23 protein-coding genes are annotated in these 25,652 nt (G+C 55.2%); 15 read left to right on the plus strand and 8 right to left on the minus strand.

Annotated features, from left to right (window positions below; genetic code table 11):
- Positions 1-25: 25 nt before the first annotated feature.
- On the plus strand, positions 26-829 hold the full coding sequence (gene tatC / locus KRAC_RS24130) for a twin-arginine translocase subunit TatC (protein ID WP_007911643.1): 804 nt from the start codon (positions 26-28) through the stop codon (positions 827-829).
- Positions 830-870: 41 nt separating this feature from the next.
- Here the strand turns inward: tatC and KRAC_RS24135 are convergent, their stop codons facing one another.
- The 3 genes from KRAC_RS24135 to KRAC_RS24145 are packed head-to-tail and all read right to left on the minus strand — an operon-like array spanning position 871 to position 3,327.
- Complete coding sequence (locus KRAC_RS24135; RefSeq protein ID WP_007911644.1) at positions 871-2,271, minus strand: MFS transporter; 1,401 nt, start codon at positions 2,269-2,271, stop codon at positions 871-873.
- Positions 2,255-2,845 (minus strand): hypothetical protein, encoded by a 591-nt coding sequence (locus KRAC_RS24140; RefSeq protein ID WP_007911646.1) that lies wholly within the window; start codon positions 2,843-2,845, stop codon positions 2,255-2,257. The genes KRAC_RS24135 and KRAC_RS24140 overlap by 17 nt, the downstream gene beginning before the upstream one ends.
- On the minus strand, positions 2,845-3,327 hold the full coding sequence (locus KRAC_RS24145; RefSeq protein ID WP_007911650.1) for a hypothetical protein: 483 nt from the start codon (positions 3,325-3,327) through the stop codon (positions 2,845-2,847). Before KRAC_RS24145 ends, KRAC_RS24140 begins: the two co-directional genes overlap by 1 nt.
- Positions 3,328-3,824: 497 nt before the next feature.
- Here KRAC_RS24145 and KRAC_RS24150 point away from each other — a divergent pair, with 497 nt between their 5' ends.
- From KRAC_RS24150 to KRAC_RS24165, 4 genes are all read left to right on the plus strand, one after another.
- Entirely contained in the window at positions 3,825-4,199 is a 375-nt protein-coding gene (locus KRAC_RS24150; protein ID WP_007911652.1) for a hypothetical protein, read from the plus strand.
- A 234-nt stretch (positions 4,200-4,433) separates the two neighbouring features.
- Positions 4,434-5,081 (plus strand): MarC family protein, encoded by a 648-nt coding sequence (locus tag KRAC_RS24155; protein ID WP_007911654.1) that lies wholly within the window; start codon positions 4,434-4,436, stop codon positions 5,079-5,081.
- A 230-nt stretch (positions 5,082-5,311) separates the two neighbouring features.
- The gene (locus KRAC_RS62370) at positions 5,312-6,196 is read left to right on the plus strand and encodes a rhomboid family intramembrane serine protease (RefSeq protein ID WP_007911655.1); all 885 of its coding nucleotides are present in this window, start codon (positions 5,312-5,314) and stop codon (positions 6,194-6,196) included.
- A gap of 62 nt (positions 6,197-6,258) precedes the next feature.
- A complete protein-coding gene (locus KRAC_RS24165; RefSeq protein ID WP_040444081.1) occupies positions 6,259-7,398 on the plus strand; it encodes a rhomboid family intramembrane serine protease in 1,140 nt (379 codons plus the stop codon).
- 251 nt (positions 7,399-7,649) lie between these two features.
- Here KRAC_RS24165 and KRAC_RS24170 read toward each other — a convergent pair whose 3' ends face one another.
- The 4 genes from KRAC_RS24170 to KRAC_RS24185 form a co-directional block, all read right to left on the minus strand.
- Entirely contained in the window at positions 7,650-9,239 is a 1,590-nt protein-coding gene (locus KRAC_RS24170; protein ID WP_007911659.1) for a phytoene desaturase family protein, read from the minus strand.
- 122 nt (positions 9,240-9,361) lie between these two features.
- Positions 9,362-10,171: a carotenoid biosynthesis protein gene (locus KRAC_RS24175; protein ID WP_040444082.1), complete on the minus strand. Its 810-nt coding sequence runs from the start codon at positions 10,169-10,171 to the stop codon at positions 9,362-9,364.
- 22 nt (positions 10,172-10,193) lie between these two features.
- Entirely contained in the window at positions 10,194-11,627 is a 1,434-nt protein-coding gene (locus KRAC_RS24180; protein ID WP_040444084.1) for a hypothetical protein, read from the minus strand.
- Between the two features lie 184 nt (positions 11,628-11,811).
- Complete coding sequence (locus tag KRAC_RS24185; RefSeq protein ID WP_007911665.1) at positions 11,812-12,627, minus strand: alpha/beta hydrolase; 816 nt, start codon at positions 12,625-12,627, stop codon at positions 11,812-11,814.
- Positions 12,628-12,918: 291 nt separating this feature from the next.
- Here KRAC_RS24185 and KRAC_RS24190 point away from each other — a divergent pair, with 291 nt between their 5' ends.
- The 10 genes from KRAC_RS24190 to KRAC_RS24235 all read left to right on the plus strand — a co-directional run bounded on the left by KRAC_RS24190 (position 12,919) and on the right by KRAC_RS24235 (position 24,893).
- Positions 12,919-14,088, plus strand: coding sequence for a cystathionine gamma-synthase (locus tag KRAC_RS24190; RefSeq protein ID WP_274532135.1), 1,170 nt, complete (start codon positions 12,919-12,921; stop codon positions 14,086-14,088).
- Positions 14,089-14,407: 319 nt separating this feature from the next.
- The gene (gene rpsT, locus KRAC_RS24195; protein ID WP_007911670.1) at positions 14,408-14,689 is read left to right on the plus strand and encodes a 30S ribosomal protein S20; all 282 of its coding nucleotides are present in this window, start codon (positions 14,408-14,410) and stop codon (positions 14,687-14,689) included.
- 72 nt (positions 14,690-14,761) lie between these two features.
- Positions 14,762-15,214 (plus strand): 50S ribosomal protein L19, encoded by a 453-nt coding sequence (rplS, locus tag KRAC_RS24200; RefSeq protein WP_007911671.1) that lies wholly within the window; start codon positions 14,762-14,764, stop codon positions 15,212-15,214.
- Positions 15,201-15,872: a ribonuclease HII gene (locus tag KRAC_RS24205; RefSeq protein WP_007911672.1), complete on the plus strand. Its 672-nt coding sequence runs from the start codon at positions 15,201-15,203 to the stop codon at positions 15,870-15,872. The genes rplS and KRAC_RS24205 overlap by 14 nt, the downstream gene beginning before the upstream one ends.
- 226 nt (positions 15,873-16,098) lie before the next feature.
- Positions 16,099-17,376: a C39 family peptidase gene (locus tag KRAC_RS24210; RefSeq protein ID WP_007911673.1), complete on the plus strand. Its 1,278-nt coding sequence runs from the start codon at positions 16,099-16,101 to the stop codon at positions 17,374-17,376.
- A 216-nt stretch (positions 17,377-17,592) separates the two neighbouring features.
- Positions 17,593-18,963: a C39 family peptidase gene (locus KRAC_RS24215; RefSeq protein ID WP_007911674.1), complete on the plus strand. Its 1,371-nt coding sequence runs from the start codon at positions 17,593-17,595 to the stop codon at positions 18,961-18,963.
- Between the two features lie 452 nt (positions 18,964-19,415).
- Positions 19,416-21,176, plus strand: a complete 1,761-nt coding sequence (locus KRAC_RS24220) for an ABC transporter ATP-binding protein (RefSeq protein WP_007911675.1) — start codon at positions 19,416-19,418, stop codon at positions 21,174-21,176.
- Positions 21,173-22,981: an ABC transporter ATP-binding protein gene (locus KRAC_RS24225; RefSeq protein ID WP_007911676.1), complete on the plus strand. Its 1,809-nt coding sequence runs from the start codon at positions 21,173-21,175 to the stop codon at positions 22,979-22,981. Before KRAC_RS24220 ends, KRAC_RS24225 begins: the two co-directional genes overlap by 4 nt.
- A 149-nt stretch (positions 22,982-23,130) precedes the next feature.
- Positions 23,131-23,880, plus strand: a complete 750-nt coding sequence (gene rlmB / locus KRAC_RS24230; protein WP_007911677.1) for a 23S rRNA (guanosine(2251)-2'-O)-methyltransferase RlmB — start codon at positions 23,131-23,133, stop codon at positions 23,878-23,880.
- A gap of 95 nt (positions 23,881-23,975) precedes the next feature.
- Positions 23,976-24,893: a hypothetical protein gene (locus KRAC_RS24235; protein ID WP_007911678.1), complete on the plus strand. Its 918-nt coding sequence runs from the start codon at positions 23,976-23,978 to the stop codon at positions 24,891-24,893.
- Between the two features lie 82 nt (positions 24,894-24,975).
- Here KRAC_RS24235 and KRAC_RS24240 read toward each other — a convergent pair whose 3' ends face one another.
- Positions 24,976-25,626 (minus strand): thiamine diphosphokinase, encoded by a 651-nt coding sequence (locus KRAC_RS24240; RefSeq protein WP_007911679.1) that lies wholly within the window; start codon positions 25,624-25,626, stop codon positions 24,976-24,978.
- Between the last annotated feature and the right edge of the window lie 26 nt (positions 25,627-25,652).

Here is a 25,652-nt window from a genome sequence, read left to right on the forward strand (position 1 = left end):
CTAAAAAACCTGCCTGGGAGTATACATGGCAACTAGCAATCTAGACCAGCAGGAACGTAAACTATCCACATACGTGAGCGAAGCCACGGAAGATGTGGAGGATGAGCTGGCGGAATCGGCCATGACCCTGATCGAGCACCTGGAGGAGCTACGTAAGCGCATCTTCAAGTGCCTGATCTCCGTCGTGATCTTTTCAATCATCGCCTTCGTCTTCCGTGTGCAGATTATGAGCTTTCTCTCTTCGCCGCTGCCAAAGTCGTCTGATGCGCTTACCAGTGGCAAGATCGTCGTGACTGGTATCGCCGAAGGCTTTACCATCACGCTGCTCATTTCGCTCGCAGTAGGAATCCTGCTCTCAATACCGGTTATTCTCTACCAAACCTGGGCCTTTATCGCGCCTGGACTCTATAAGAATGAGAAGAAGCACGCGGTACCTTTCATCGCCATCGGAATTGTGCTCTTCGCCATTGGCCTTACGTTGGGGTACATCACCATCCGTTATCCCCTGGAGTTCCTGGTCCAGTTCTCGTCGGGCATGTTTACCGAACTGGTTACAGCAAATAGTTACTTTACCTTCATCACGTACTTTATGCTGGCCTTTGGTATCGTTTTCGAGATCCCGCTCGTGCTGACCTTCCTGGCCCTGGTAGGCATCGTTGACTCGGGTATGCTGAAGAAGAAGCGCTCGACCGCCCATGTGGGCATGTGGATCGCTGCCTGTTTTATTACACCCGGCGCCGATGTCTATAGCCCAATCATTCTAGGTGTGGCGATGTCCTTCCTCTACGAATTGTCAATCATCTTCATTCGCGTCTTCGCAAAAAAATAATAAGGTAAACAAAAAGGGCACCTGACCGGTGCTCTTTTTGTTTACTTGATCAGTACTTCTTCTCGCCTATCCTGCTCGCGTACATCGACCACCAGACGCTCACCAACCCCGCGCCCGAAGCGTCCCCAGAGCATGAGGATAGAGACAGTATAGAGTACTATTGCTATAAGAAATACCAGGCGGTAGCCACTGCGTGCGATTAAGAAGCCCCCAATAGGCGTCGCCAGGGCATTCGCGATATAGAAGGCCGCCTGATAGATGCTGTTGGCGACTCCACGCCGCCTATGGGGAACGGCCTCCATTGAGAAGGCCTGGAAGACGCCATTGGCCATGTCCATCAAGCCCTGACGCAGCAAGTAGAGCGGCGCGATCAAGGGGAGAAATATCACAAGGCTGATCACGAGTAAGACGGGGAGGCTGGCGAGGCGTGTGGCAACCACAGTATTGACGCGGCCAATGCGCAAAACCAGGAGAGGCGCGACCAGGATAAGCACGGCGTTGAGTGCATTCGCTCCACCATCGATGGTGCCAAAGAGCGCGGGCGAGGCACCCAGGAAATGGACAAAATAGAGATTGAAATAGGGGATAAAAAGGCCTGCTCCAAAACCAATCAGCGTCTGCACCAGCACCAGTACAACCAGGGGACTATGTAACAAGCCTCGTATACCGCTCTCACGCCAGCGCTGGAGCGTTTGCTTCGCCCGGCTGACCATTGATAGCTTACGCCTCTTTTCAGGGGGATTCAGACGCGTTATAGCGTCTTTTTGCTCAACCACACGAGTCGGGCGATCATTGCTCAGCAGGAAAAGGGGGATAAAGCTTGGGATGGCAATGAGGCCAGCGAAGAGGAGTGAGAGTTGATAGGCGCGTGCCTCTGGCTGGTGCGCCAGGATGGCCTCTATCCACGCGGGCCAGGCTCCCATCAGCCAGGTACTGGCGCGCAGCCAGATCGGGAGTATACCTCCCAGCAGCTCACCCAGCACGGTCGTAATCAGGGTCACAACAATCGTAAAGCTGAAGAGCAGGGAACGCTCGGAGCTTGAACTATTCTGTGTCAGGAAGGGAGCGTTGACGACGAGGATAAAGGCGCCCGCTACACCCGCGAGAAAGCCACTACACAGCAAGAATGGCGGTTGGCGCAACAGAAACTGTCCCGCCCCCGCCACACCCACCGCGACGCTGGCCCAGATCAAGATGGCCTTACTTCCAAAGTGATCAATGCAGAGGCCAGCGGGGAAGATGGCCAGGCCTGCTCCCACCGTTGTCATAAACAATACCAGTCCCACAAAATCAGTTTTATAGCCGAGTGAGACCAGGTAGAGGTTATAGAGAACCTGGATAATGCCGAGCGTCATACCACTCAAGGCGTTGCTAATCAGGTACAGGCGCGCGTTGCGCTGAAAGCGACCAAACTGCCGCAGGTACTCAACGAGTAGTGACATTACGTAGTTGTTGTGCCTCCATACGTTGACGTGTTCCCTCGCCGCTGCTTGCCTCGATTGGAACTTCAGGTGCCTGCTCTTCCATCAACATACGATAGCCGGGACTCTTAAACTCCAGGCCGGCCGCATCGACACGAGCCTCCTTCTGGGCAAGCGCCTCGCGTCGCATCAGACCGGGAAGGAAGAAGGCCTTCAAGATAGTCTGTGCCTGCACGGTACGCGCACGCGCCTCGATCAGGCCCTTCGCCGCTTTATCGGCGAGCTGTACCGTCTTTGTGTCGACCTTCTGCACGCCCGCGGGAACCTTTGCTACCGTACGCGCAAGTGTGTTCTCATTCTCGTCAGGCGGCAAGCCCTGCTTGGCACGCGTGGTCGCCTGGTTGACGTTCTCCACCTGCGGGCGCACCTTCTGTACCACGTTCACCTTCTCGCGCAACAGACTCAGGCCCCAGGCCATGACAAAATTTAAGGCCACTGAGACGATAATGAATACAAAGACAAACAGGCAGATGATGATGGCCGCGATGCGCCCACCCATCTCCAGGGTGGGATTGACTCCGAGAACCAGGAACATTAGTCACCTCCCGCGCTCGCCTGCATAGCCTCCCGCTGCTGGTTCAGGCGCTCTTCGTATTTACTCCGCTTGCTCCCTTTACCAAAGAACACTTTGACCATCTCGCCTGCGGCAACTGCACCCGCGGCCGCGCGCACACCAGGTGCGACAATCAGATCGCTGGCCAGATTCGAGACAGTCCCAACGACCGAGGCCGTATGTCCGGCAGTTTTGGCTGTGTCCTGTACAATGCTAACGGTCTCCTGTAGAGAAGAGACGAGCGGTTTGGCCTCATCACGTATTGTTTTGATCGTCCCAATGAGTGAGAAGACCGAGTAGATCTGCATGAACGTCGCGAACACCAGGAACGCTGCCAGCACCATCAAGATGATGTAGAGCGTCTCTAACAGCCTCCCGAAATAGGCTGCCACACCAATGCCCACGATAATTACGCCAAGTATTACCAAGCCCAAGATGAGCGCAGTCTTCATTGCCCCCCGCATAATGGCCTCCCATAAAAATCTTCAGTAGTTCTTTTTCATTATAACGCACGAACTGAACGTATTTAAACGCGAGTTATCGATCACACTCGGGGCAAAATCTTCTACTACCTATCAGAATTGCCCCTGGACAAAAAATTCTCCTACCCTTATATACGCACAGGATGCCGTCTGCGTCTACAATTTCACCATCTTCTTCATGCGTCCACCATTAATCTCTACCTTTTGGCTCACGAGAGAAGGCCGAGCAAACTCTGCCCCTACAATTTGCTGGATGTAAACGTTCGACTCTTTTTTGTTCACATCGAATTTTGTGGATACATCATTCATCTGCGGCTTTTGGCGTATCTTTTTGCCATACTCACCCGTACTAGAGACGAGAGGGTTTATCTCTTCAGTTTCATCACATTCTCGACGCGCCCGGCGCTGATATATATCATTCTTGGCAAACTCTTTAGGAGATGTCGCCCTTGCAAAACCTGGAGGAGGTTCTATAAAATATGGGAATTTTGCTGCTGCCCCTTGCGGATTCCGTCATTATGACGGGTGATGTGCTAGGATATCATATCGAGATCACGATTGGGACGCTGATTGTCTGGGGTGTGGCCCTGCTCATTGGCCTGATCGCGGAATTTATCGTTGGCTGGCGTCTCCCCTATGGCATTTTTGGCGCTTTCGTTGCGGGCCTGGTCGGGACATGGCTGGCGACTGAGGTGTTTCACTTTAGCCTTCCCATAGACTATGTCTTCCACGATATTCCCCTCTTAAAAGCCCTGCTGGGCGCGCTCTTGCTGATTGTGCTCTGGCACCTGGTCACCTATCCACTCTGGCATAAACGTAGCCACCGTTCACGTCGCTATGCAGCAGCCAGGTAGTGCACCTGATATGCAAGGTTTTTTGGATAGTGGATGTGGAGCATGCTCCACATCCACTATCCAAGCGAGCGCTGCAGGCGCGAGAGACCACGCTCCTCAGCGTAGTGTTTACATAATTTATATATATGATATAATTCAAGCGCAGAAATAAGCTCGACTAAGGTAGTCTTCCACCCTATTTTATGCACTCTTTTTCCAATCTTAACTCGCAATACGAAGGTCTAGAGGTTTTCTGTGCCTACGCTCATTACTTTTACGATTAGTGCTTTCGTGACTTTTTTGACGATTATCGATCCCGTTGGTCTGGCTCCCGTCTTTGTTGGTCTCACCTCCCACCTCTCACAGGCCCAGCGCAAGGTAGTTATCGCCCGTGCCACCTTGATCAGTGCCGCAATTATTGCCTTCTTCGCTATTGTTGGTCGCTTTCTGCTGGACCGCCTGGGAATCTCGCTCTATGCGTTTAATATCGCGGGTGGCGTCCTGCTCTTTATGGTCGCTATTGATATGCTCTTTGGTCGTCCCTCGGGCGCACGCGAGACCAAGGAAGAAGAGGAAGAGGCCATGACCCGCGAGGATATCAGCGTCTTCCCTCTTGCTATTCCCCTGATCGCTGGTCCTGGAACCATTGCCACGACGATTCTCTATGTAGGGCAGGCCTCGATGCAGCCAATGTTGCTCCTATCAGTCTTTCTGGCGATTGCCAGTGCCCTGGTCCTGGCCTGGGTTGCCATGCGCAGCAGTTCCTGGATCATTCAGCGTGTTGGACGTACCGGCATTATGGTCTTCTCCCGCATTCTGGGTATCCTGCTAGCCGCCCTGGCCATCCAATTTGTGTTGAATGGTGTGACCACCTTTGCCCACACCAGCGGTTTTATCAAGTAAGATCTTATTCCGAAACCCAACCCCCATTCGGGGGCGCGCGTCACTCGCGTGACCAGCGCTTCGCGCTCAGGGTTTCAGATAAGAAGTAAGTTATCCGGGTAAAGAGGTCCTGCCTTCATTGCTTTCGTCACCCAGGTTGCGACTATTGAGGTGCCCGTTCGTATCTAATAATAAGCCCAAACGTTACGATATATATAGAGTAGAGATGCAGCCATAGACACGAGGGATGCTTGAAGATCAGTCCACAACAGCAGCAGCCAGTAGCCACGCCGACAGCGCGTGACCGCTTGAGCTACCAGGTAGCCCTTTCCAGCTACCAGTCTCGCCGTGGCCTCGATAGGATGGCCTGGGTGACCTGGCTGCTTGTTCTGGGCATGAGCCTCCTCTGGATGCTCACCGCCTACAAAGCGGCTCTTGCAGCTGGTGCTCATAGTTGGCTGGCGATCCTTACGCATGTCTGGGCCAATGCGATCTCGATTCAGCCGGCAGACGATGCCTCGCTCACACAGGTCCTGATCGATTATGGGGCCAAATATAATCCAGCCATAGTGCAGCAACATGAGTATTGGCGCTTCTTGACGCCCATGTTTCTTCATGCGAACCTCCTGCACCTGGGGCTTAACATGTTGAACCTGCTGATGCTAGGTATCTTCCTTGAGCGCTTGCTTGGTCATACGCGCTACCTGTTTCTCTATATCATCACTGGTATCATTAGTATTCTGGCGAGTTTCTATTTCGCGCCAGAGGAGGTTAGCCTGGGAGCCTCGGGAGCGATCTTTGGCCTGGTGGGTGTCTTTAGTATCTTTGTGATTACCCATCGACGTGCCTTTCCCTTTGGTGGTCTCTTCTCGATTCTTTATCTCATTGTTATTATTGGGATCAATCTCGGCGTGGGCTTTATGATCGCAAATGTCGATAACTATGCTCACTTTGGCGGCTTAATAAGCGGCTGCCTTCTGGGATTGTGCTATAGCCCGCTCTATCGCAGTTCATCACCCTATACCGTCGTCGACCGCCACAGCCTGACAAAGCGCTGGCCCTTGGCCCTGTTGACAATCTTAGGTACACTGATACTTACAGTTATTTCCCTATATCTAGTAGGGACCAAAGTGTAACGGGAAACGCTTTCTCGCCTACCTTTGCTGGTTCTTTTTGGAGGATTCTTGTGGAAGCACAAATGGATATACAGACATACCTGGAACAGGGTAAGCAAGCCCTGGCTCAGGGCAGCCCACGTGAGGCCGCCATCGCCTATGCACACGGCGCTCAGCTCGAGTCTGATAACCCGGTGATTCACCTGGGCCTGGCGGAAGCCAACCTGGGGCTGGGAAGCTATGGCGTGGTACAGATGGCCTGCCGCCGCGTGCAGGAGCTACAGCCCGCCGGTGGACAGGAATCCCGCCTGGCCCAGGCCTTGCTCGATCTCCTGGACCGGCGCTTCGAGCGTGCACTTCAGAGTGTCGATGCCGTCATCAGCGAGGACCCTGGCATAGCCTATGCGCACGCACTACGCTCACACTTGCTACGCGCCATAGGACAGACATATGACGCCAACCTGGCACGCGCACGCGCGGCACGCCTCTCCTATGGTGGACGCTTCGAGCACTGCTTCCCAACAGTTGAGCCGCTGACGCCACCTGAGCCAGCCAAGCAGCCTGCTCAACCCACGATCCTTCCTACAAATACGGCGAATGGAGCCAGCAGGGAGTCCATACCCACCTGGTCACGTCCGAATGGGATGCAACGCCGCATGATCCGCGCGCGCTTCATGATCAACCAGATGCCCGGCCTGGTAACAAATATCATTGTCGCGCTCAGCATCATTGCCTTTCTCCTTGTTTTTACAGGCGTTGTCACCCTTAGCGGGGCAAATCCTCTCGCGTACGTGGCCGCCATTTTCCTCACGGTCAGTCCAATACAACTCATCATCAACCTCATCTCGCTCTTCTTTGTCGGGCGAGCCGTCGAGGTGCTCTTTGGCAAGTGGCGCTACATCGTCATCTACCTGGCATCCGGCCTTATCGGTATCCTGGTAAACCAATACTTCCTGGGAGCCTTAACCGCAGGCATGACCTACGCCGTCTTCGGCATTTTTGGGGCCCTGGGTGGATTCTACTTTATCAACCGCAAATCCCTTGGTGGCTTTGGCCAGGGCGCGTTCCAGCAGTGGCTGATATTCGCAGTCCTCAACATCGTGTTGAATATCGCCTTTGCCCAGGGGCAACTAACCCTGGTCTACGGACTGATTGCCAGCATCGTCGGGGGCCTGATCATCGCCGTCCTGCTGGCCCCACGCCAGCGCAGCAACCTTTTCTAGCAGCTACTACCAACAAGAGACAAGGGGAAGCATCTCTCAAGATGCTTCCCCTTTTTATCGCCCTTTGCTTGTTGTCGCTCACGTTAAACTAAATATTAGGAAGTCGAGCTTGCAATCTCGCTGTGACCCGGCTGAGTCACAAAAGTCCTGCCCACGTTCCAGAGTTGTCGCCGTTGAGCGTGGCCGGGATGATCTATCCATGCCCTTTACCCCCCTGCTCGGCTTCCACATTCTTCTCCCTTCCTTCTGCACTATCCATTCACACATGCATCTACTAGTTCGGCGACGATGCGGCCGGAGAGCATGACCAGGGGTATGCCACCGCCGGGATGGGTGCTCCCGCCCACAAAGTAGAGGCGCTCAACCTCGGGAGAGCAGTTGCCGGGACGCGTAAAGGGGGCCATGCGGTCGTTGGAGGAGAGACCGTAGATTGAGCCAGCGTTTGAGCCGTATTTCTGCCAGAAATCCTCAGGCGTGAGTATCTCTTCACAGACAATGTGTTCGCGCAGGTCACTCAGGTCAACCTGCTTGTAGCTGGCAAGCATGTCCAGAATGCGCTCGCGATAGGCTGGCGCCTCGCGCTGCCAATCTATAACCTCAGTCAGATAGGGCGCGTTCACGAGAATAAACAGGTTTTCGCATCCCGGAGGGGCCTGCGTTGGATCAGTGCGCGTGGTGGCACAGATATAGATAGTGGGATTCTGGATGGGCACACGCTTCTCGAAGAGGTCGGTGAACTCAGCCTGGTAGTCATCGGAGAAGAAAATGTTGTGGTGCTCCAGGTCAGGATAGGTCTTGTCTGTTCCCAGCAACAGGACGAAACTGGAGCAGGATGGCTCAAGCTTTGTAAGTTTACGCAGGGTTGCCTGCTTCTGCACAGCGGGGGAAAGTAGCTGGCGATGCGTGGTCACGACATCGCTATTGGCGACAACGGCATCACAGTGAAGCACCCGGCCGTCAGCCAGTACGATGCCTCGCACCTCTGGACGCAAACGCGTGAGTTTGCGGCGCTCTGAGACCTGGATACGCTTTACTTCACAATTGGTCTCAAGTGTGACACCCAGTTCGCGGGCTAGTTTCTCCAGCGCCCGCGCGATACTATACATTCCCCCACGCAGATACCAACCTCCATCTACTAGCTCAACATAGGGAATCAGGCTGTAGACCGCGGCCACCTGGTAGGGCGAGGAACCATTATAGGTCGCATAGCGCGCAAAGAACTGGCGCGCATGCTCATCCTGGAAGAAGCGCCGCACCTCCTGGTCCAGCGTACGCGACGAGAGAGCCGCCATGACGGCCCGCCAGCGCCTGCTCAGCGGCTCATCAGCGCCCGCGCCCGATTCATGACCCTTTAAGACATAGTGCCAGAAGGTTCGCGCGATATTCAGCGGACTCCCCAGGCTATGGTAGAGAAAGGGGTCAGCCGCGGCCTCGTAGATCGAGCGCGCATGCTCAAAGAAACGGCGAAAGGCCTCCCCATCCCCGGGATTGAGCCGGGCAAACTCCTGGGCCAGGAGTTCACGGTCACGCCAGGCATTGAAGACAACGCCATCGCGATAGAAATAGCGACAGGTGACCTCCAGAGGGATCAGCTCCAGGTAGTCTTCTAAACGTCTGCCGGCAACCGCGAAGAGTTCGCGCAGGACGTGGGGCATGGTTATGAGCGAGGGGCCAGTATCAAAGGCAAAGCCCTCCTTTTCAATCAGGTTGAGCTTGCCACCAACCTGGGCCTGGCGCTCCAACACATGGACACGATGTCCCTTTGCGGCCAGGTGGATGGCGGCAGAGAGGCCACCAATGCCTGCGCCGATGACAATAATTTCTCTTCCCTGTTCAGACATATCTATCTATTCTGGCAGGCATTTTCTCGCCCTGGCGCTGCCTGGGGCCTGCTCTCTCCTCATAATTATGGTAGTCCATCTACCAGGATGCTTACGATGCGCCTAAACGGATAACCGGGCTGCTATCGCCGTCGCGCGTAGGCCAGGAGAATGAGTCCCGACAGTAGCACGCAGACGCAGCCACCATAGTAGCCATGCGCCAGGTCGATTAGGCCAAACATCAGGAGGCTTAGAGCAAAGAGGAGGCGCGGAAGGCGCAGAGCCAGGCGGGGAGGCCCAACTCGGAAGACCTGGACGGGCGCGAACTGGCGATCCGTGAGCCAGACCAGCAGACAGGCAAGCATAAACCAGCTCACAAAGTTCACCAGGGGAATACCATAATAGACGCTGCCGACGGGCGCCCAGCGCCAGTAATCAACAATATGAGCAGCTACAGGCTCTATCGCGCCATCCAGTAGCACAGCAGCCAGGCCCGCCGCCAGGATGTCGAAGAGGCTGAGGCGAAAGCCAGGGCGTAGTGAGCGTACCCATCCATAGACACCAAAGATCACCAGCACCCAGGCAAACATGACGGGCAGAGGGACACCTCCGGGCAGCGGGGGCAGTAAGACAGATGTATACACATAGCGACCAAAGGGGAAGCCAGTAGTAACACCCAGGGTCTCGGCCAGGTAGGAGAAGATAATCACAAGCAGTCCAGCCTGGATGGCCCTCCGCCTGCCATAGAGGAAGGCAGCCGCTAGTAGAAGGAGTACGCCTTCAAGATAGAGGAGGAAGCTCGCCGCCCAATCCATAGGGAAGGGTGGTTTCACATCGAAGGCCACCCCAATTACTGCCAGAACATAGAGCAGGCAAAACATGGCGAAGAGAATACGCAGCACAAGCTGCCTCGGCGCGCTTCGTGTATGACGCCCAATCGCTGATATACGCATGTTACGTACGCTTCTTTTATTGCTACTCAGGGCCGCGTTGCACAATCGAGAGAATGCGCATATAGCCACTACCTTTGATCACGGTTTTCATAGCACCGGTCGTAACATCCATCGCGTAGATGGCATTATCAGCATAGCTTGTCAGGATATGGTCGTTCACCCAGGGCCCTAACTCGACAAAGCGTGCGGACGTAATCGCCAGAACGCCCGGTTTGGCAACCTGAACCTGCTTCCCATTGCCACTAATCTGCGTCATATACAAGGCACTATGACGCGCAAAGGGAGCCTGCTCATCGCTAGAAAAGATAACGTAGACCAGCGTAAGCCCATCCGGCGAAACCTGCGGCGAGAGGACCCAGTGATAGTCGGCATTATTGTTTAAGCCATGTTGCTCAGGCAAGAATACCTGGGCATTTCCCAGCGTGGCTTTCGACGCGTCCAGGTTGACAATCGCCAGGCTATTAGCATTATTCTGGCCAGCAATGTCATCTGGCACACTATTATCTGTCGGGGCAGTCACTACACCACTATAGGTTGAGTAGAGCAAGGCGTTGCTTGCAGGCGTCAACAAGAGGGGCATCTGTGAGACGTCGTCGGTCAGCAAACTTTTTGGATCTTGGTTTTGCGCCAGCGAGTTATCCTGCGTACTGGGTAGATCTAACAGCCAGAGGCCATACTGCGTAGAGCGACGATCACCGCGATCATCAGTCAAGAGCAGTTGCTTGGCTGCCTGGTTCTTTCCATTTGGCAGAAATGAGAACACGCGAAAACAGGGGCAATTCGTATTTGCCTGTTGATAGACCAGTTTTGTATGGTCTAACGCTCCCGTGTAGAGGCTCACATTCCCACTACCGCTTTTAGGAGCCGTACTCCAGGCGATTGAGAGACCATCGCTGCTGAGCACCAGCGATGTGACAACCTGATTGCTGTCCACAGCCGCGATTTGTCTGGAGGTTCCGCCAAATATATCGCTGAGCCAGATACCATTCCCAACATAGATGACCTGCCCAAGGGAATTCACCCGTGGCGGAATCGAGCGGCTATAGGTATAACCCGGAGTATCAAGCTTCTGCGGCGTGCCTCCACCCAGTTGCACGGCGTATAGGCCATCCTGGGCCTCATAGACAACATACTGGCCCCCAGGCACTTGCAAGGTATCAGTCGGATTCTTGCCCGAGAACTGGAAGAGGCCATTGTCATCGCTTTGAGGCGTAGGGCTGGGTGTTAACAACTGGTTGGCCCTGGCCGTTGCCGTAGCCGAGGCCTCCTGGGCCGCCATTTGCGCGTGCTGGTTGAGCGCGATAAAAAGCTGGGCTGTTAGAATAATCAAGAGCAGGCTCACCAGTGCCAGTAGCGTTACGATGCTGATACGTGTCGAGCGTATCGCTTGTGGTGGGGTCGGCTGCGTCTTGTGGTCTTGTGGCTTTTCAGGCGGACTATCTATATGCTGCGTCAATGTTTTTTCTGCTCCACATCTCATCTCTTAGCATCTATCAGTATAACATGAAAGCGCCTTATTCTGGAAAGTCACTAGCACAGCTTACCTGTTAGCGCGTTCTGCAAAGGGTTGCACTCCCCACACGATCAACCTACGCTCGCTACGACCGATATTCTCCTCTATGACGACTGCCAGCGACTATTCAGGCCCTATAAGTGCGCCTATCTTCTGTTTTAGTTTCTTTGTGAGTGTACTTTTGTATAAAGGCCAGCGAGCGCTCCTCTACCTCTTGCCGGTCATAGTCTTTCATCACGAGATGATATGAGCGTTTGAGGACCACGAGTTGCTTCTCAGGTGAACCCAGAAGGCGATAAATTTCGTGTCCATCGCGGACCGGCACTACATGGTCACGTTGGGCCGCGATAATCAGGGCTGGCATGGTGATACACGGCAGTTCTTCGCGCAACCGGGGCAGGTAGAGCAGCATGCTCTCAACCGGGGCCATCGGGGTCCAGCGATAGACATTACGGGTATAGTGCTTACGGGCTTGTGCATCGCGAAGATCCTCTCTCAACGTTGGTAAGAAAGGAGTCAACTGCCTGACCATGCGAATCGCGGGCAACATCCAGGGACGCATATAGAGCGGGGCGCACATCGCGATCACGCCGGATACCTCTTCATGAGCGGCGATATGCAGGCATAGCGCGCCACCCAGCGAGTGGCCAACCAGGAAGACCTGGTCGCAGTGAAGTTTAAAGGCTCGTACCGCCTGTTGCAAGGCTGAGGCCCAGTCATGCCAGCCAATCGTCAACATATCCTGTACCTGTGTGCCATGACCCGGCAAGAGAATATTCTCGATGCGCATCCCCTGAGCTAGAAAGAGTTGCTCAAGCTCTTCCATATCGCTGCGATTCCCGTTCAGCCCATGGACCAGCACTACTCCGACACGCGCACGCTCCGGCCCTTTGATCGTCAATTCACTCTCATCCTGCTGATCTCTAAACTCCGCATGCTCCATGACTGTGCCTCGCGTTTCCTCGCTAGTTCACCACACTCTCTTCTTAATACGTTCTACGATGCTCCCTGGACACTTTTCCTATCCTAAACTCCGTACTTTTAGCTGAACGGGAATAATTTGTGAGTTATGCGCCTTCTCAATAATAGAGATAGAGAAGAAAAAAGAGGGGCAACAATGTACGCTTTACTCCTATTTTCTCCTGCTTTTAACGCTGTACCCATTTACGTGGATAGTACTCATTGTCTTCGCAAGAGGATAGTGCTATAGTCTTGTCCATATTGCCTATATCTTATTCATGAAGAAAGAAGTCGAAAGGGACTTAAGATGGAGTTCGCTACCAAGGCCATTCACGCCGGGCAGGAGCCAGATCCAACCACCGGCGCGATTATGACGCCAATCTATCAGACTTCAACCTATGCCCAGAGCGGCATGGGCGAACATAAAGGTTATGAATACGCCCGTACTGGGAATCCAACGCGCACCGCGCTTGAAGCCTGCCTTGCCTCGCTCGAAAATGGGCGCTATGGCCTGGCCTTCGCCTCTGGACTCGCCGCCGAAAGCGCCGTCTTGAGCTTGCTGAGCGCGGGCGATCACATTGTCTCGTGCGACGATCTCTATGGCGGCACCTACCGTATCTTTGATCGCATCATGAGCCGCTATAACATTGAGACCTCATATGTTACGGCCAATCGTGTCGAGGCGTATGAGCAGGCAATTCGTCCCAACACCAAAATCATCTGGCTAGAGACGCCTACCAATCCGCTGCTCAGCCTGGTTGACATCCGCGCGGTCGCCGAGGTCGCGCACCGCCATAATGTGCTGCTCGTTGTCGACAATACCTTCTCCAGCCCCTACTTCCAGCGTCCACTCGATCTGGGGGCCGATATCGTCCTGCACAGCACGACCAAGTATATCAATGGCCATAGCGATGTCATCGGCGGGGCCTTGATCATGAACGACCAGAGCGTCTACGAGGCCATTAAGTTCCACCAGAACGCCGCTGGAGCGGTTCCTGGCCCCTTTGACGTCTGGCTGACCCTGCGCGGCATCAAGACACTCGCGGTACGTATGCGCCAGCACGAAGAGAACGCGCGCGCCGTCGCCAACTTCCTGACCGAGCATAAGCGCGTTGAGAAGGTGTACTATCCCGGCCTCGCCTCGCATCCTGACCATGCGCTGGCCAGGCGACAGATGAGTGGCTTTGGCGGTATGGTCTCCTTCCAGTTCAAGGGAAGCCTGAGCGATGTTGATACCGTTGTACGCCGCTTGCGCGTCTTTACCTTCGCCGAGAGCCTCGGGGGCATCGAGTCACTGGTCTGCCATCCCGCTAGCATGACGCATGGCTCAATCCCCAGAGAGATTCGCGAGGCCCGCGGCCTGAACGATACCCTCCTGCGCCTCTCGGTAGGCATTGAGGACATCTCGGATATTCTGCGTGATCTCGAACAGGCACTCGCCTAACCGCGCCCTTCGCGCCTACGGCGTGAGGGAGGAGATGTGGGTGGCAAACGGCTCCGCCGTTTGCCACCCACATCTCCTCCCACCGAGGCGAGCGTAGCGAGCCGAGGGAAGAAACAGAAGAGAATCAAATAGCCCTGCCTTGGGAACTTGGGAAGAGCTTGTTTGACAGACCTTCGGCACTTCTGATATAATCTACGCGCACTTACCCAATCCGACACAAGTGTCGGATCTTTTTTGTGCAAGTCTCTTTTTCGTACCCTTGGGGTACTCTTCTAAGTAGTTTGAAGAGGCAATCTTTCGGGGAGGAAGTTTACTTAACATGCCAAATAATGCATCTGCGGAAAAGCGCATGCGCCAGGAACAGAAGCGCCGCGCACACAACCGCAGCGTCAAATCCAAGGTGAAATCCACCATCACAAAGGCACGCACAGCCATCGCCACCGATAACGTCGCCTTTGATGCCAGCGAGGCTGCCGTTCGCGCCGCTATCAGCGAGCTAGACCGCGCCGCCAAGAAAGGCGTCATTCACAAAAACAATGCTTCTCGCCGCAAATCGCGCTTGATGAAGCAGCTCAACACAACTAAAGTCTCTGAGAAGTAATTTTTGCGCCCATTGCTCTGCCATCTTGCTGTTCACAATCGATGAGCACTGAGCGCACCAGGAGGTATTAGGATGGCCGACAATAAAGTCGTAACGAAGCCAGCAGGGCGGGCGCTACTGGCCGCTGTCGAAAGTGCTCAGTTACGCAAAGATGTTCCTGAAATAAAGTCTGGCGATACCGTCCGTCTGCAAGTCAAAGTTGTTGAAGGTACCCGCGAACGCCTTCAGCCGTTCGAAGGCGTCGTCATGCGCCTGCGCGGCAGCAGCGTCAACCGTAACTTCACCGTCCGCCGTATTACAAATGGCGTCGGTGTTGAGCGCACCTTCCTTCTCCATTCTCCCCGTGTAGAGAAGATTGAGGTTCTGCGCCACGCTCGCGTTCGCCGCAAGCAGCTCTACTTCCTACGTGGTCTAACCGGCAAGGCTGCTCGTCTGAAGGAGATCCGTCCTATGACCAGCAAGCAGGCCGCTGAGAAGGCCGCGAAGGCTGAGGCTCGCGCAGCAGCCGCTCATGCAGAAGACTAAAAAATCTTCGCCAACACTCACAGAAGAAATGGCCCTGTTTGAACAGGGCTATTGCTTTATTGCCGGGCTTGATGAGGCAGGACGGGGCTGCCTGGCAGGCCCAGTGGTGGCCGCAGCCGTCATTCTGCCTCTTGAGTCCAATCCAACGCCTGTTCTTGCTCGTTTCACCGGTGTCAATGACTCCAAACAGCTAAACGAGGCGACACGCGAGCGCCTCTATGATGTGATTATGGAGCACGCGCTAGCCGTTGGCGTTGGTATTGGCTCAGTTGAGCTGATCGATCAGCGCAATATCCTCCAGGCAACGCTCCAGTCTATGCGCGTGGCACTCACACAACTGACACCCACTGCTCAGGCCCTGCTCCTGGATGCCGTCAGACTCCGTGACATTCCACTTCCACAACTCTCGCTCACCAAGGGCGATTCACGCTGCCTCTCCATTGCCGCCGCCTCGATCATCGCCAAGGTGACACGAGATCGCTTGATGCACCAACTCCACGAGGAGTTTCCCCGCTATGGCTTTAAACAACATAAAGGCTATGGCACGCCGGAGCACCTCGAAGCGCTCAAACAATTTGGCGTGACCCCCCACCACCGCCGCAGCTTCTCCCCCATTCGCGAGATGCTCTTTGGCCTCTTTCCAGATACAGCCTTCTAAACATGTTTATCATATGTTTATCCAATATATACAACTTTTTTGATAGCAAGCGCTTTTACTTGACTTTCAAGCGCAGTGCACTTTACACTAATTTATGAAAGGAAACGATCATTCCTATTGTTTCCCTCCCCTTTCTTGCTAGCAGGATCGAAAAGCAGACGTACCGATTTTCAATGCCCTGTCATCAGCCTACTGTTGTCTTCTACATTTAGAAGGAGAGGCGACGATGGAGACCTCGGCTCAGACAAACTACCAAGCAAGTACAGGTCAGTTTCATGAACTATGGCAACTGAGTGGCACACATGACTTTTCCTCCTGGATCTTTAATAGCACCGCTCTGGTAAACGATGGAACAGTTCTACTAACACCTGGAGGGGGAAATCAACACTGTTACTCCGCCTATATCGATGGCGGTAGTGTGAGCTATGATAGCAACATGCAGCTCTGCGTTGGGCAGGACCCCTTTGGCCTGGGACAGTATAACCAGCAGAACTACTATAATGGCGGGCAATTCTACTATGGCGCGCTGATCTCGCCCATTCATCAGACCGCCCGATCCATCAATAGCCTGGTCGCTTCCTGGAACGCAACCACGCCCGCGGGCACCTGGATACAGACGCATGTCCGTGTGCAGATTAACGGGGCCTGGACGCGCTGGTTTAAGCTTCCTATCTGGGCCAGCGATTTGAGCACGGTCCAGCGTCACAGTATTGATGGGCAGGATGATCCCTTTGGCACTGTCGATACAGACACCTTCAGGACCAAAGGGCAGCTTGCTACCGCCTATCAGCTCGCGGTCACACTCTTTAGTACCACGCCCAATACCACTCCTGTACTGTACCGTGTAGCAGCCGTCGCCTCATATGAGACGGATCCACAACACACGCCCCAGATCTCGCCCGACAAAAGCGTGTGGGGACGCAACCTGGGCGTGCCACAGCGCTCACAGATGCTCGCCAGTTACCAGGGACAGGGCTATGGTGGCGGCGGCGAGGTCTGGTGTAGCCCCACCTCGACCAGCATGGTCATGGCCTACTGGTCTAGCATTCTCAACCGGCCCGAGCTGACTCTCACCGTTCCCGCCACGGCAGAGGCAGCCTATGACTTTACCTACCAGGGCACGGGCAACTGGCCTTTTAATACGGCTCACGCGGGGGCGTATGGTTTGCATGCCTTTATCACGCGCATGTACTCCATGAGCCAGGTCGAGCAGTGGATTAAAGTCGGCGTGCCCGTCATCATTAGCATAGGTTTTCAGAATGGGCAACTCCCTAACGCGCCAATTCCCAGCACCGATGGACATATCATCGTCGTGCGTGGTTTTGCTGCCAATGGCGACGTGATCACCAACGATCCCGCGGGCGCGTCCAACGATAGAGTACAGATTACCTATAACCGGCAGGCTTTACAGAACGCATGGCTCCGTTCCTCCCATGGCACAGCCTATATCGTCATGCCAGAGAACTGGCAGATGCCCACTGCCAATCGTCTGACTAACTGGTAAGAAAATAGCAGAGAGAGTGGCATGGTGTGCGGTCTTCACTTGCATACCATGCCACTCTCTTATCCATGCATAAATTCTTACACTTGACTTTACCAATCTTTCTTCCTACACTTTAGGGTAAGTGAAGTTAATATAACAATTCGCCCTTTCTTCCAGACACACATCTTTCACTTACCCCTTCACATATGGTTACTATTTTTTGAAGAAAGGTTCTCAATGAAGCTATTTCACACTCAGGAGAGGCGCGGCAGTATCTTGCGCTTCTCCCTTAGCACGCTGCTGGCCCTGCTCTGCCTCTCACTGCTCGCTGGACAATCGGTCCAGGCAGCCACGCGGGTAGATACGCCCGCGCAGTATGATGAGTTCTGGCAGCAGGACTCGCATCACGACTTTGCGGCCTGGTCCCTCAATGGTGTCCAGGTGACGCCATTTGGGCACCTCAAGCTTGATTCAGAGAAGAAGCTGGCCTGCTCGTCTGACGCTATTGATGGTGGGACAGCATCCTTCGCGACCTCGGTTGGCCTGTGCGCGGGACAAGACCCCTACGCGCCCGGGGCCTATAGCCCCGATTACAACTACTATAATGCTGGCTCCTTCTATTTCGGGACAATTCTCTCACCCGTGCATACGACCAAACAACCCTTCACCACATCCGTCGCCTCCTGGAATGCTGAGACGCCCGCTGGCACCTGGATTGAGACCCATATTCGCGTGCTAGAGAATGACACCTGGACCCACTGGTATGATCTCCCGATCTGGGCCAGTGATTTCAGCACCATCAAGCGCCATAGCATCGATGGGCAGTACGATGATGGTGGCAGTATCGCGACCGATACCTTCTTTACGGGAAACACGCCCGCGACCGCCTATCAACTCAGCCTGACCCTGTTTACAACCTCGCCCACGGTGACACCTGATATTCGGCGCGTCACGGCCTTCGCCTCCTACGATTCAGACCCAGCGCATACACCGCAGGTCGCGCCCGATCAGCATGTCTGGGGCAAGAGCCTGAATGTACCTCAGCGCTCGCAGATGCTGCCTGAATACAACGGCCTCGGCTATGGCGGTGGCGGCGAGGTCTGGTGCAGCCCCACCTCGACCAGCATGGTCATGGCCTACTGGTCCAATCTGCTCCACTACCCTAAATTGACACAAACCGTTCCCGACGCGGCTCGCGATACCTATGACTTCACGTACGAAGGCACGGGTAACTGGCCTTTCAATACGGGTTACTCCGGTAGCTATGGCCTGCGCTCCTTTGTTACTCGCATGTACTCAATGAGCCAGATCGAGCAGTGGATTAAGTTTGGTGTACCCATCGTCGTTAGTCTCGCTTATAAGAAAGGCGAGCTACCTGGTACGCCTATCCCTTCCTCAGGTGGGCACCTGCTCGTCGTCAAGGGCTTTACGACCAATGGTGATGTCATCACCAATGATCCAGCCGCCGCCAGCGACGCCGCCGTCCAGATTGTCTATCCACGCCAGGCCTTCCAGAATGTCTGGCTGAAATATTCAAATGGTACAACTTATGTAATTTATCCAGAACTCTGGCCCACTCCTCAGAAAGACCGCCTCTCAAGCTGGTAGAGGGAATAAAAGGAGAAGCTGCTGGCGGCTCTTGGCCGCCAGCAGCTTCTCCTTTTATTATTGCCATAAACTCGTAGTCTATGGTATGCTTAGCTAAGAAATCCAATAGAAAGAGGCCTGCGCTGATGACAACAACAAAGCATGTTCAGCATGACACCCCCAAGGGGCATGGCTCTCCAAAGAGCGACCTTCCTGGCGCACCTCGGGCCTCGCATTACATCTTCTAGACGTCAAAGCGATGCTGCTCATTTCTCTTCTAAGTAAGTCACGAGGCCGCAAGAACGCGCCACCGGGCCACTCGCTCTCTTGAGAGGTCCTATCGCCACTCTGTGTCTCTGACGCCCTTCTATGTGCTGTCTTCCTCTGTCTTTTGACGTTACAGGCATATACTCCAGGGAATATGAGGCCTATCGTCAACACTCAAACGCGTCTATAGGAAAGGATGTAGCTTCGTGCCGGACTCACAACGCACAGCGACGCTTACGTATACTCAGCTCTTGCGTACCTATCTCGGGCCACAATGGCGACGCATGAGTCTTATTACCTTGCTCCTGCTCTCTATTCTTGTATTTCAACTCGTTAATCCCTATATTCTGCGTTACTTTATCGATACCACATTGGGTGGCGGCGACCAGTCCACCCTCCTGCTGGCTGGTCTGCTCTTTGTTGGCCTGGCCCTGCTTAACCAGGGCGCAACGATTCTGGAGACATACGTCAGCGAGAATGTGGCCTGGACGGCAACCAATCGCCTACGTGCCGACCTGGTCGCGCACTGCCTGCGCCTGGATCTCGCTTTTCACAAGTCACATACCTCGGGCGAGCTGATTGAGCGCATCGATGGAGATGTGGATGCGCTCTCCACCTTCTTCTCGCGCTCGTTTGTGCTGGTCGCCAGCAACATCTTGCTGATCCTGGGCTTGATTCTGATCCTGTTCCAACAACACTGGTTGGTCGGCTTAGTAATGGGCGTGTTCGCGATCCTGGCGACCTATATCCTGCTGCGTATCCGCAATTTCGCGATTCGCTCTGAGACCGCGGATCGCCAGAAGAGCGCGGAGTTTTATGGCTTCATGGGCGAACAGCTCGCTGGCACCAGTGATATCCGCGCCAATGGCGCCACCAGCTATGTCCTATGGCGCTTCTATACCCTGCTACGCTCATGGTACCCGGTCAACAGGCGCGCCGCGCTCATGGGTTTTTCGACCTTTGTGACGACCATCGCGATCTTCGGCGTTGGAAATGCCCTTGCCTTCGCGCTTGGCGCCTACCTCTGGAGCCAGAAGTTGATCTCGCCTGGCGCTGTCTACTTTATCTTCTACTGCACCAACCTTTTGAACCAGCCCATCGACCAGATCCGGCGCGAGCTCCAAAATCTACAGAAGGCTGGCGCGGGTATCGAGCGCATCCGCCTGCTCTTGCACACTCAGCCCACGATCACGGACGCGCCTGCGCCCCTCTCGCTTCCTTCAGGCCCGCTCGCCGTCTCCTTTGCACGCGTTAGCTTTAGCTACAACGAGCAGGATATGGTGCTACATGACCTCTCTTTTGACCTGGCTCCAGGCAAGGTGCTCGGCCTGCTAGGACGCACAGGAAGCGGAAAAACGACGACGGCCCGCCTGCTGCTACGCCTCTACGAGGCTCAGAGCGGCGAGATTCGCCTGGGAGATGTTCCGATACACGCGACACGTCTCGCGGACCTGCGCCAGGGTGTCGGGATGGTGACGCAAGACGTGCAGCTCTTCCATGCCAGCGTGCGCGATAATCTGACCTTCTTCAACACCAGCATCCCAGATAGCCGTATCCTGAAGACGCTAGAGAGCCTGGGCCTGGGTCCATGGCTGCGCTCGCTTCCAGAAGGTTTGGATACCGAGCTGGGTTCCGATGGCGAGGGTCTCTCCGCGGGCGAGGCCCAGCTCCTGGCCTTTACACGTATCTTTCTCGCCGATCCTGGCCTCGTGATCCTGGATGAGGCCTCGTCCCGCCTGGATCCGGCCACCGAGCAGTTGATTGAGCAGGCCACAAGCAAGCTGCTTGCAGGGCGTACTGCAATCATCATCGCGCATCGTCTGGGCACGATTCAACGCGCCGACAATATTATGGTGCTTGAGAATGGATGCATCCTTGAACAGGGAGCGCGCGTAGACCTGGCCAATGATCCCGACTCTCGTTTCTCCTATCTGCTCAAGACCGGGCTAGAAGAGGTGCTGGCATGAGATCTGATATAAAATATAGTACGCCTGATGTCCCACCATTGAAGACCTATCAATACCTATGGGGCCTGATGCGCTACCGCCCCTGGCTCTATCTGGGCAACGCGCTCATCTGGATCATCCTGCACATGGTGCCTCTGCTCCCAGGACTAATCGCGCAACAATTCTTTAATACATTGGCACGCTCGGGACACCTCAATCGTGAACTCTGGCTGCTGATCGCGACCCTGGTGGCTATCGCTCTTGGGCAGGCTGCGCTCTTTCTTTTTGGCGGACTCGTCGATAACTTGCATCGCTTCTCGATGTCTAATATTCTGCGGCGCAATCTGCTGGCACGCATCTTAGAGCGTCCCGGCGCACGAGCGGTCCCTGGCTCTCCCGGTGAGGCCATCAGCCGCCTGCGTGATGACGCCGACCAGGCCGAGAACGCCATTAGCTGGACCCTGGACAGCATCGGCGAAATCCTCTTCGCGCTTGTGGCCGTGTTCATCCTGCTGCGCATCAACTCAACAATTACGCTGCTGGTCTTCTTCCCCCTGGCGGGCGTGCTGGCCATTACCCAACTTATGCGCAATCGCCTGAGCAAGTATCGCGTCGCCAGCCGCCAGACAACTGGAAAGGTGACCAGCGCCATCGGCGAGATCTTCTCCTCGGTGCAGGCCATCCAGATCGCGGCAGCCGAGCCACACGTTCTGCGCAACTTCGACATACTCAACGAACGCAGGCGCGTTGCCATGCTCAAGGATAGCGTGCTGACACAGATTCTTAGCTCAACCTTTAGTAACATCGTAGGCATCGGCACGGGTCTCATCTTGCTTCTGGCGGCCCAGTCCATGCATACACGTGATCTGGGCGTGGGCGACCTGGCGCTCTTCATCTATTATCTCTCCTTTGTGACGGAGTTTGTGCAGCTCTTTGGCACCTTTCTGGCCTACTATACCCAGACCGGGGTCTCGTTCTCACGCATGCATACACTCTTACAGGGGGCACCAGCTGAAAGCCTGGTAGCGCACCACCCCCTGTATCTCACCAGGACCATTCCCCAGCCTACAATGCTGTCTGCAAGTGCGCGTAACCTGGAGTCGCTTGAGGTGCACGGCCTGAGCTACTACTATCCCGAAACAGGGCGCGGGATCACCCATATTGATCTAAGCCTGCGCCGGGGTACACTCACCGTGATTACTGGGCGCATCGGCTCGGGCAAGACAACGCTTGTGCAAACACTGCTCGGACTCCTGCCACGTCAGAGTGGAGACATCTTCTGGAATGGTGACCTGGTCAGCGAACCTGCGACCTTCTTTGTACCGCCCAGAAGTGCCTATACGCCCCAGGTCCCACGCCTTTTTAGCGCTACCCTGCGCGAAAATATCCTGCTGGGACTCGAACCAGGGCCAGAGCGTCTACAGCAAGCCATTGAGCAGGCCGTGATGGAGCGCGACCTGAACGCGCTTGAGCAGGGCATTGAAACCCTGGTGGGAACACGTGGCGTCAAGCTCTCGGGTGGACAGATCCAGCGCGCCTCGGCGGCACGTATGTTTGTACGCGAGCCCGCGCTACTGATCTTTGATGATCTCTCCAGTGCCCTGGATGTTGTAACGGAGCAAACAATGTGGGCACGACTGGCAGATCTACTACAACAGGGTCAGACGACGTGCCTGGTCATCTCGCACCGGCGGGCCGTGCTCCAGCGCGCCGACCATATCATTGTGCTCAAAGAGGGCGAGATTGCGGCGCAAGGCACGCTCACCACTCTGCTAGAGAGCTCTGAAGAGATGCGCCAGCTCTGGTATGGTGGTCTCGTGGAGTAGGTGTCTGTGGGACGAAATGGCATGCGCCGCTGACGCGGCGCATGCCATTTCGTCCCACAGACACCTACTCTACTCCCATGCTCCTATACTTCTTGCCCCACTGCGCGCGGACTGTTATAGTGGGAGGAAACGGTGGAGAAGAGGGAGTTATGTCAGAGTATATATGGGGTCGTAATCCCATTATGGAGACCCTGCAATCGGTGCGCAAGGTGAAGCGAATCCTGCTCGCAGAGGGAAGTAAACGCGAGGGAGGCACCCTGAACACAATTATTCAGGAGGCCCAAAAACGCCAGATTCCGGTCGAGACGGTGCCACGCGCGCGCCTGGACCAGATGAGCAAAGGCGCGGTACACCAGGGCTGCGTGGCCGTTGTCGCCGAGCGCGAATATGCCAGTACCGACGACATTCTTGCGCGTGCCGCAGAGCGTAACGAGCCACCGTTCCTACTCTTGCTCGACTCGATTCAGGATGTCAATAACCTGGGTTCGCTCTTGCGCACCGCCGAAGCGGCGGGAGTGCACGGGGTCATTATTCCTGAGCATCGTGCCGCAGAGGTCAACGCGACCGTCGTCAAAACCTCTGCCGGAGCAACCGAGCATATTATGATCGCGCGTGAAACCAATCTCACACGCACCATCGACTATCTCAAACAACAAAATATCTGGATTGTGGGCCTGGCGGGCGAAGGAGACACACTCTATACGCAAGCCAACCTTACGGGAGCGCTCGCCGTGGTTGTGGGAAACGAGGGCAAAGGCATGGGGCGCCTGGTGCGCGAACACTGCGATGTACTGATTAAGCTACCGATGCATGGCTATATTAATTCGCTCAACGCGGCCGTTGCGGGCAGCATCACGCTTTACGAAGCGCTCCGCCAGCGCTCGCTCGCCTCTCGCTAAGGGGTCCATCCTACCCATACTTGCATTTGTTACATGCGTTATATCCGCTACGTTCTATCATGTATATCGATGCAATAATTCAGGAGAGCTTCATCGTGTTTAAGATATTTCTACAACGCCTCAGCCTGCTAGCGATCTGTGGCCTGTTCGCCCTTAGCCTGGCGGCCTCGCTACAGCCTGCGCTAGCACATGCCGCAGGCCCTACAGTTACCATAGCGCAACCAGGTGCAACAAGCTCAATTCTTATTGGCCATCCCGGCACGAAGGTGACGCTTACAGGAACAGGCTTTAAGCCCAATGGCACCGCCAAACTCTTCGCAACGCCCGTCAGCGATCCCAATCAGTGTAAACCTAATCAGGTGACCGACAACATGAAAGCCTTTGTCCCTGATAGCACAACCATTGGCGCCGATGGCAGCTTTAATGTTGTCACCAACTGGCCAGATGCCGCCAATATTCCTTCGGCCCCCTACTATCTCTGTGTGACTACTCAGGACGAGCAGGCCATCTCGAGCAACAACTTTACCGTTGCGGAGCCGGTTGCGATCAAGGTCACTCCTAAGAATGCGGCCCCTGGCGACAAAATTACAGTCCAGGGCACTGGCTGGCTACCAGTACAGAATATTAACGTCTCTATTGTTAGCAATGGCTCACCTATCACCAGCCAGAGCGTGCAGTCCGCGGGTCCAGATGGCATCTTTACCACGACGCTGACCGTCCCGCAGGGCACCCAGGATGGAAGCTACCAGGTAAGTGTCACCGCACCGAATGAAGATACAAACTATATGAAGGCCAACCAGGCCCTTACCGTCGCCGCCGAGCCGACCGCAGCGCCTTCTACCCCCACCCCGACGCCCGGTACCACACCTACAGCCACCACGACGGCGACCGCCAATTCCAGCGGATCTGGTGGCCCGAATGGCCTGATGATCTTTACCTTCCTGCTGGGAGGCGTAGGCCTCGTCCTGGTCGTCGTCGGCGCCATCATGTACTTCTCCTATACCCGTCAGTAGCAAGGCACCTCCGCCATAAACAATTGAGGTCTGGCTGTCCCCTGGAGCATTCCATGCTCCAGGGGACAGCCAGACCTCAATATTACTCCCGAAGCTCGCTCCTACGCGTATGCACGAGGAGCAAGACCCCACTACCAACCTCCACCTCGGCCAGGTCATGCGTCAAGACATTGCTAATGCCCCTGGGCGAACCAAAACGCAGGCAACCATCGCGCAGAGCGTACTGTAAGTTGGTCGTGGTCAAACCCGTCACATCGCCCACCAGGGGGAAGAGCGAGAGCAGGTCGTTGCTCGTGCCATGCACCTGGGTCCGCGCCGGGCCATGCACCACCCAACATACAGAAGGGCCATCGACCAGGCGCACAGGTACGCTTGTCATGCTGGCCAGGAGCATAATATTTCCGAGGGCGTGCTCCATCCGTTCGCCTCCCCAGCCGCCAAGTAGGGTAATGCGCGTCGCGCCATGCTCGAGCGCGAGTTGCAAGGCCAGTTCTGTATCGGTCTCGTCCTTCTCTTCGGCGACGCGCACAAGCTCGCACCCACGTGCGCGTAGCTCTGGTTCAGGAAGAGTGAGCGAGTCGAAATCTCCTACAATTACACGCGGTGTCAGACCATAGTCAAACGCGGTCTGTGCCCCTTTATCGGCGGCTATCACCAGGTCGGCACTTGCCAGGGCCTCCTGTACACCGCTTCCAGGTCTCAAGCTTCCCGCGGCAAATACAACGATATGCATACTCTTTGCTATACCTTTCGGCTAAC

It is taken from the genome of Ktedonobacter racemifer DSM 44963, from assembly GCF_000178855.1.
GTDB classification, from domain to species: domain Bacteria; phylum Chloroflexota; class Ktedonobacteria; order Ktedonobacterales; family Ktedonobacteraceae; genus Ktedonobacter; species Ktedonobacter racemifer.

Bases quoted from the DNA above. Each gene is read 5' to 3' on its own strand.
- tatC (WP_007911643.1), top strand. From the start codon at position 26: ATGGCAACTAGCAATCTAGACCAGCAGGAACGTAAACTATCCACATAC.
- KRAC_RS24135 (WP_007911644.1), bottom strand. From the start codon at position 2,271: ATGTCACTACTCGTTGAGTACCTGCGGCAGTTTGGTCGCTTTCAGCGC.
- KRAC_RS24140 (WP_007911646.1), bottom strand. From the start codon at position 2,845: ATGTTCCTGGTTCTCGGAGTCAATCCCACCCTGGAGATGGGTGGGCGC.
- KRAC_RS24145 (WP_007911650.1), bottom strand. From the start codon at position 3,327: ATGCGGGGGGCAATGAAGACTGCGCTCATCTTGGGCTTGGTAATACTT.
- KRAC_RS24150 (WP_007911652.1), top strand. From the start codon at position 3,825: ATGGGAATTTTGCTGCTGCCCCTTGCGGATTCCGTCATTATGACGGGT.
- KRAC_RS24165 (WP_040444081.1), top strand. From the start codon at position 6,259: ATGGATATACAGACATACCTGGAACAGGGTAAGCAAGCCCTGGCTCAG.
- KRAC_RS24170 (WP_007911659.1), bottom strand. From the start codon at position 9,239: ATGTCTGAACAGGGAAGAGAAATTATTGTCATCGGCGCAGGCATTGGT.
- KRAC_RS24175 (WP_040444082.1), bottom strand. From the start codon at position 10,171: ATGCGTATATCAGCGATTGGGCGTCATACACGAAGCGCGCCGAGGCAG.
- KRAC_RS24185 (WP_007911665.1), bottom strand. From the start codon at position 12,627: ATGGAGCATGCGGAGTTTAGAGATCAGCAGGATGAGAGTGAATTGACG.
- rpsT (WP_007911670.1), top strand. From the start codon at position 14,408: ATGCCAAATAATGCATCTGCGGAAAAGCGCATGCGCCAGGAACAGAAG.
- rplS (WP_007911671.1), top strand. From the start codon at position 14,762: ATGGCCGACAATAAAGTCGTAACGAAGCCAGCAGGGCGGGCGCTACTG.
- KRAC_RS24205 (WP_007911672.1), top strand. From the start codon at position 15,201: ATGCAGAAGACTAAAAAATCTTCGCCAACACTCACAGAAGAAATGGCC.
- KRAC_RS24210 (WP_007911673.1), top strand. From the start codon at position 16,099: ATGGAGACCTCGGCTCAGACAAACTACCAAGCAAGTACAGGTCAGTTT.
- KRAC_RS24215 (WP_007911674.1), top strand. From the start codon at position 17,593: ATGAAGCTATTTCACACTCAGGAGAGGCGCGGCAGTATCTTGCGCTTC.
- KRAC_RS24225 (WP_007911676.1), top strand. From the start codon at position 21,173: ATGAGATCTGATATAAAATATAGTACGCCTGATGTCCCACCATTGAAG.
- rlmB (WP_007911677.1), top strand. From the start codon at position 23,131: ATGTCAGAGTATATATGGGGTCGTAATCCCATTATGGAGACCCTGCAA.
- KRAC_RS24240 (WP_007911679.1), bottom strand. From the start codon at position 25,626: ATGCATATCGTTGTATTTGCCGCGGGAAGCTTGAGACCTGGAAGCGGT.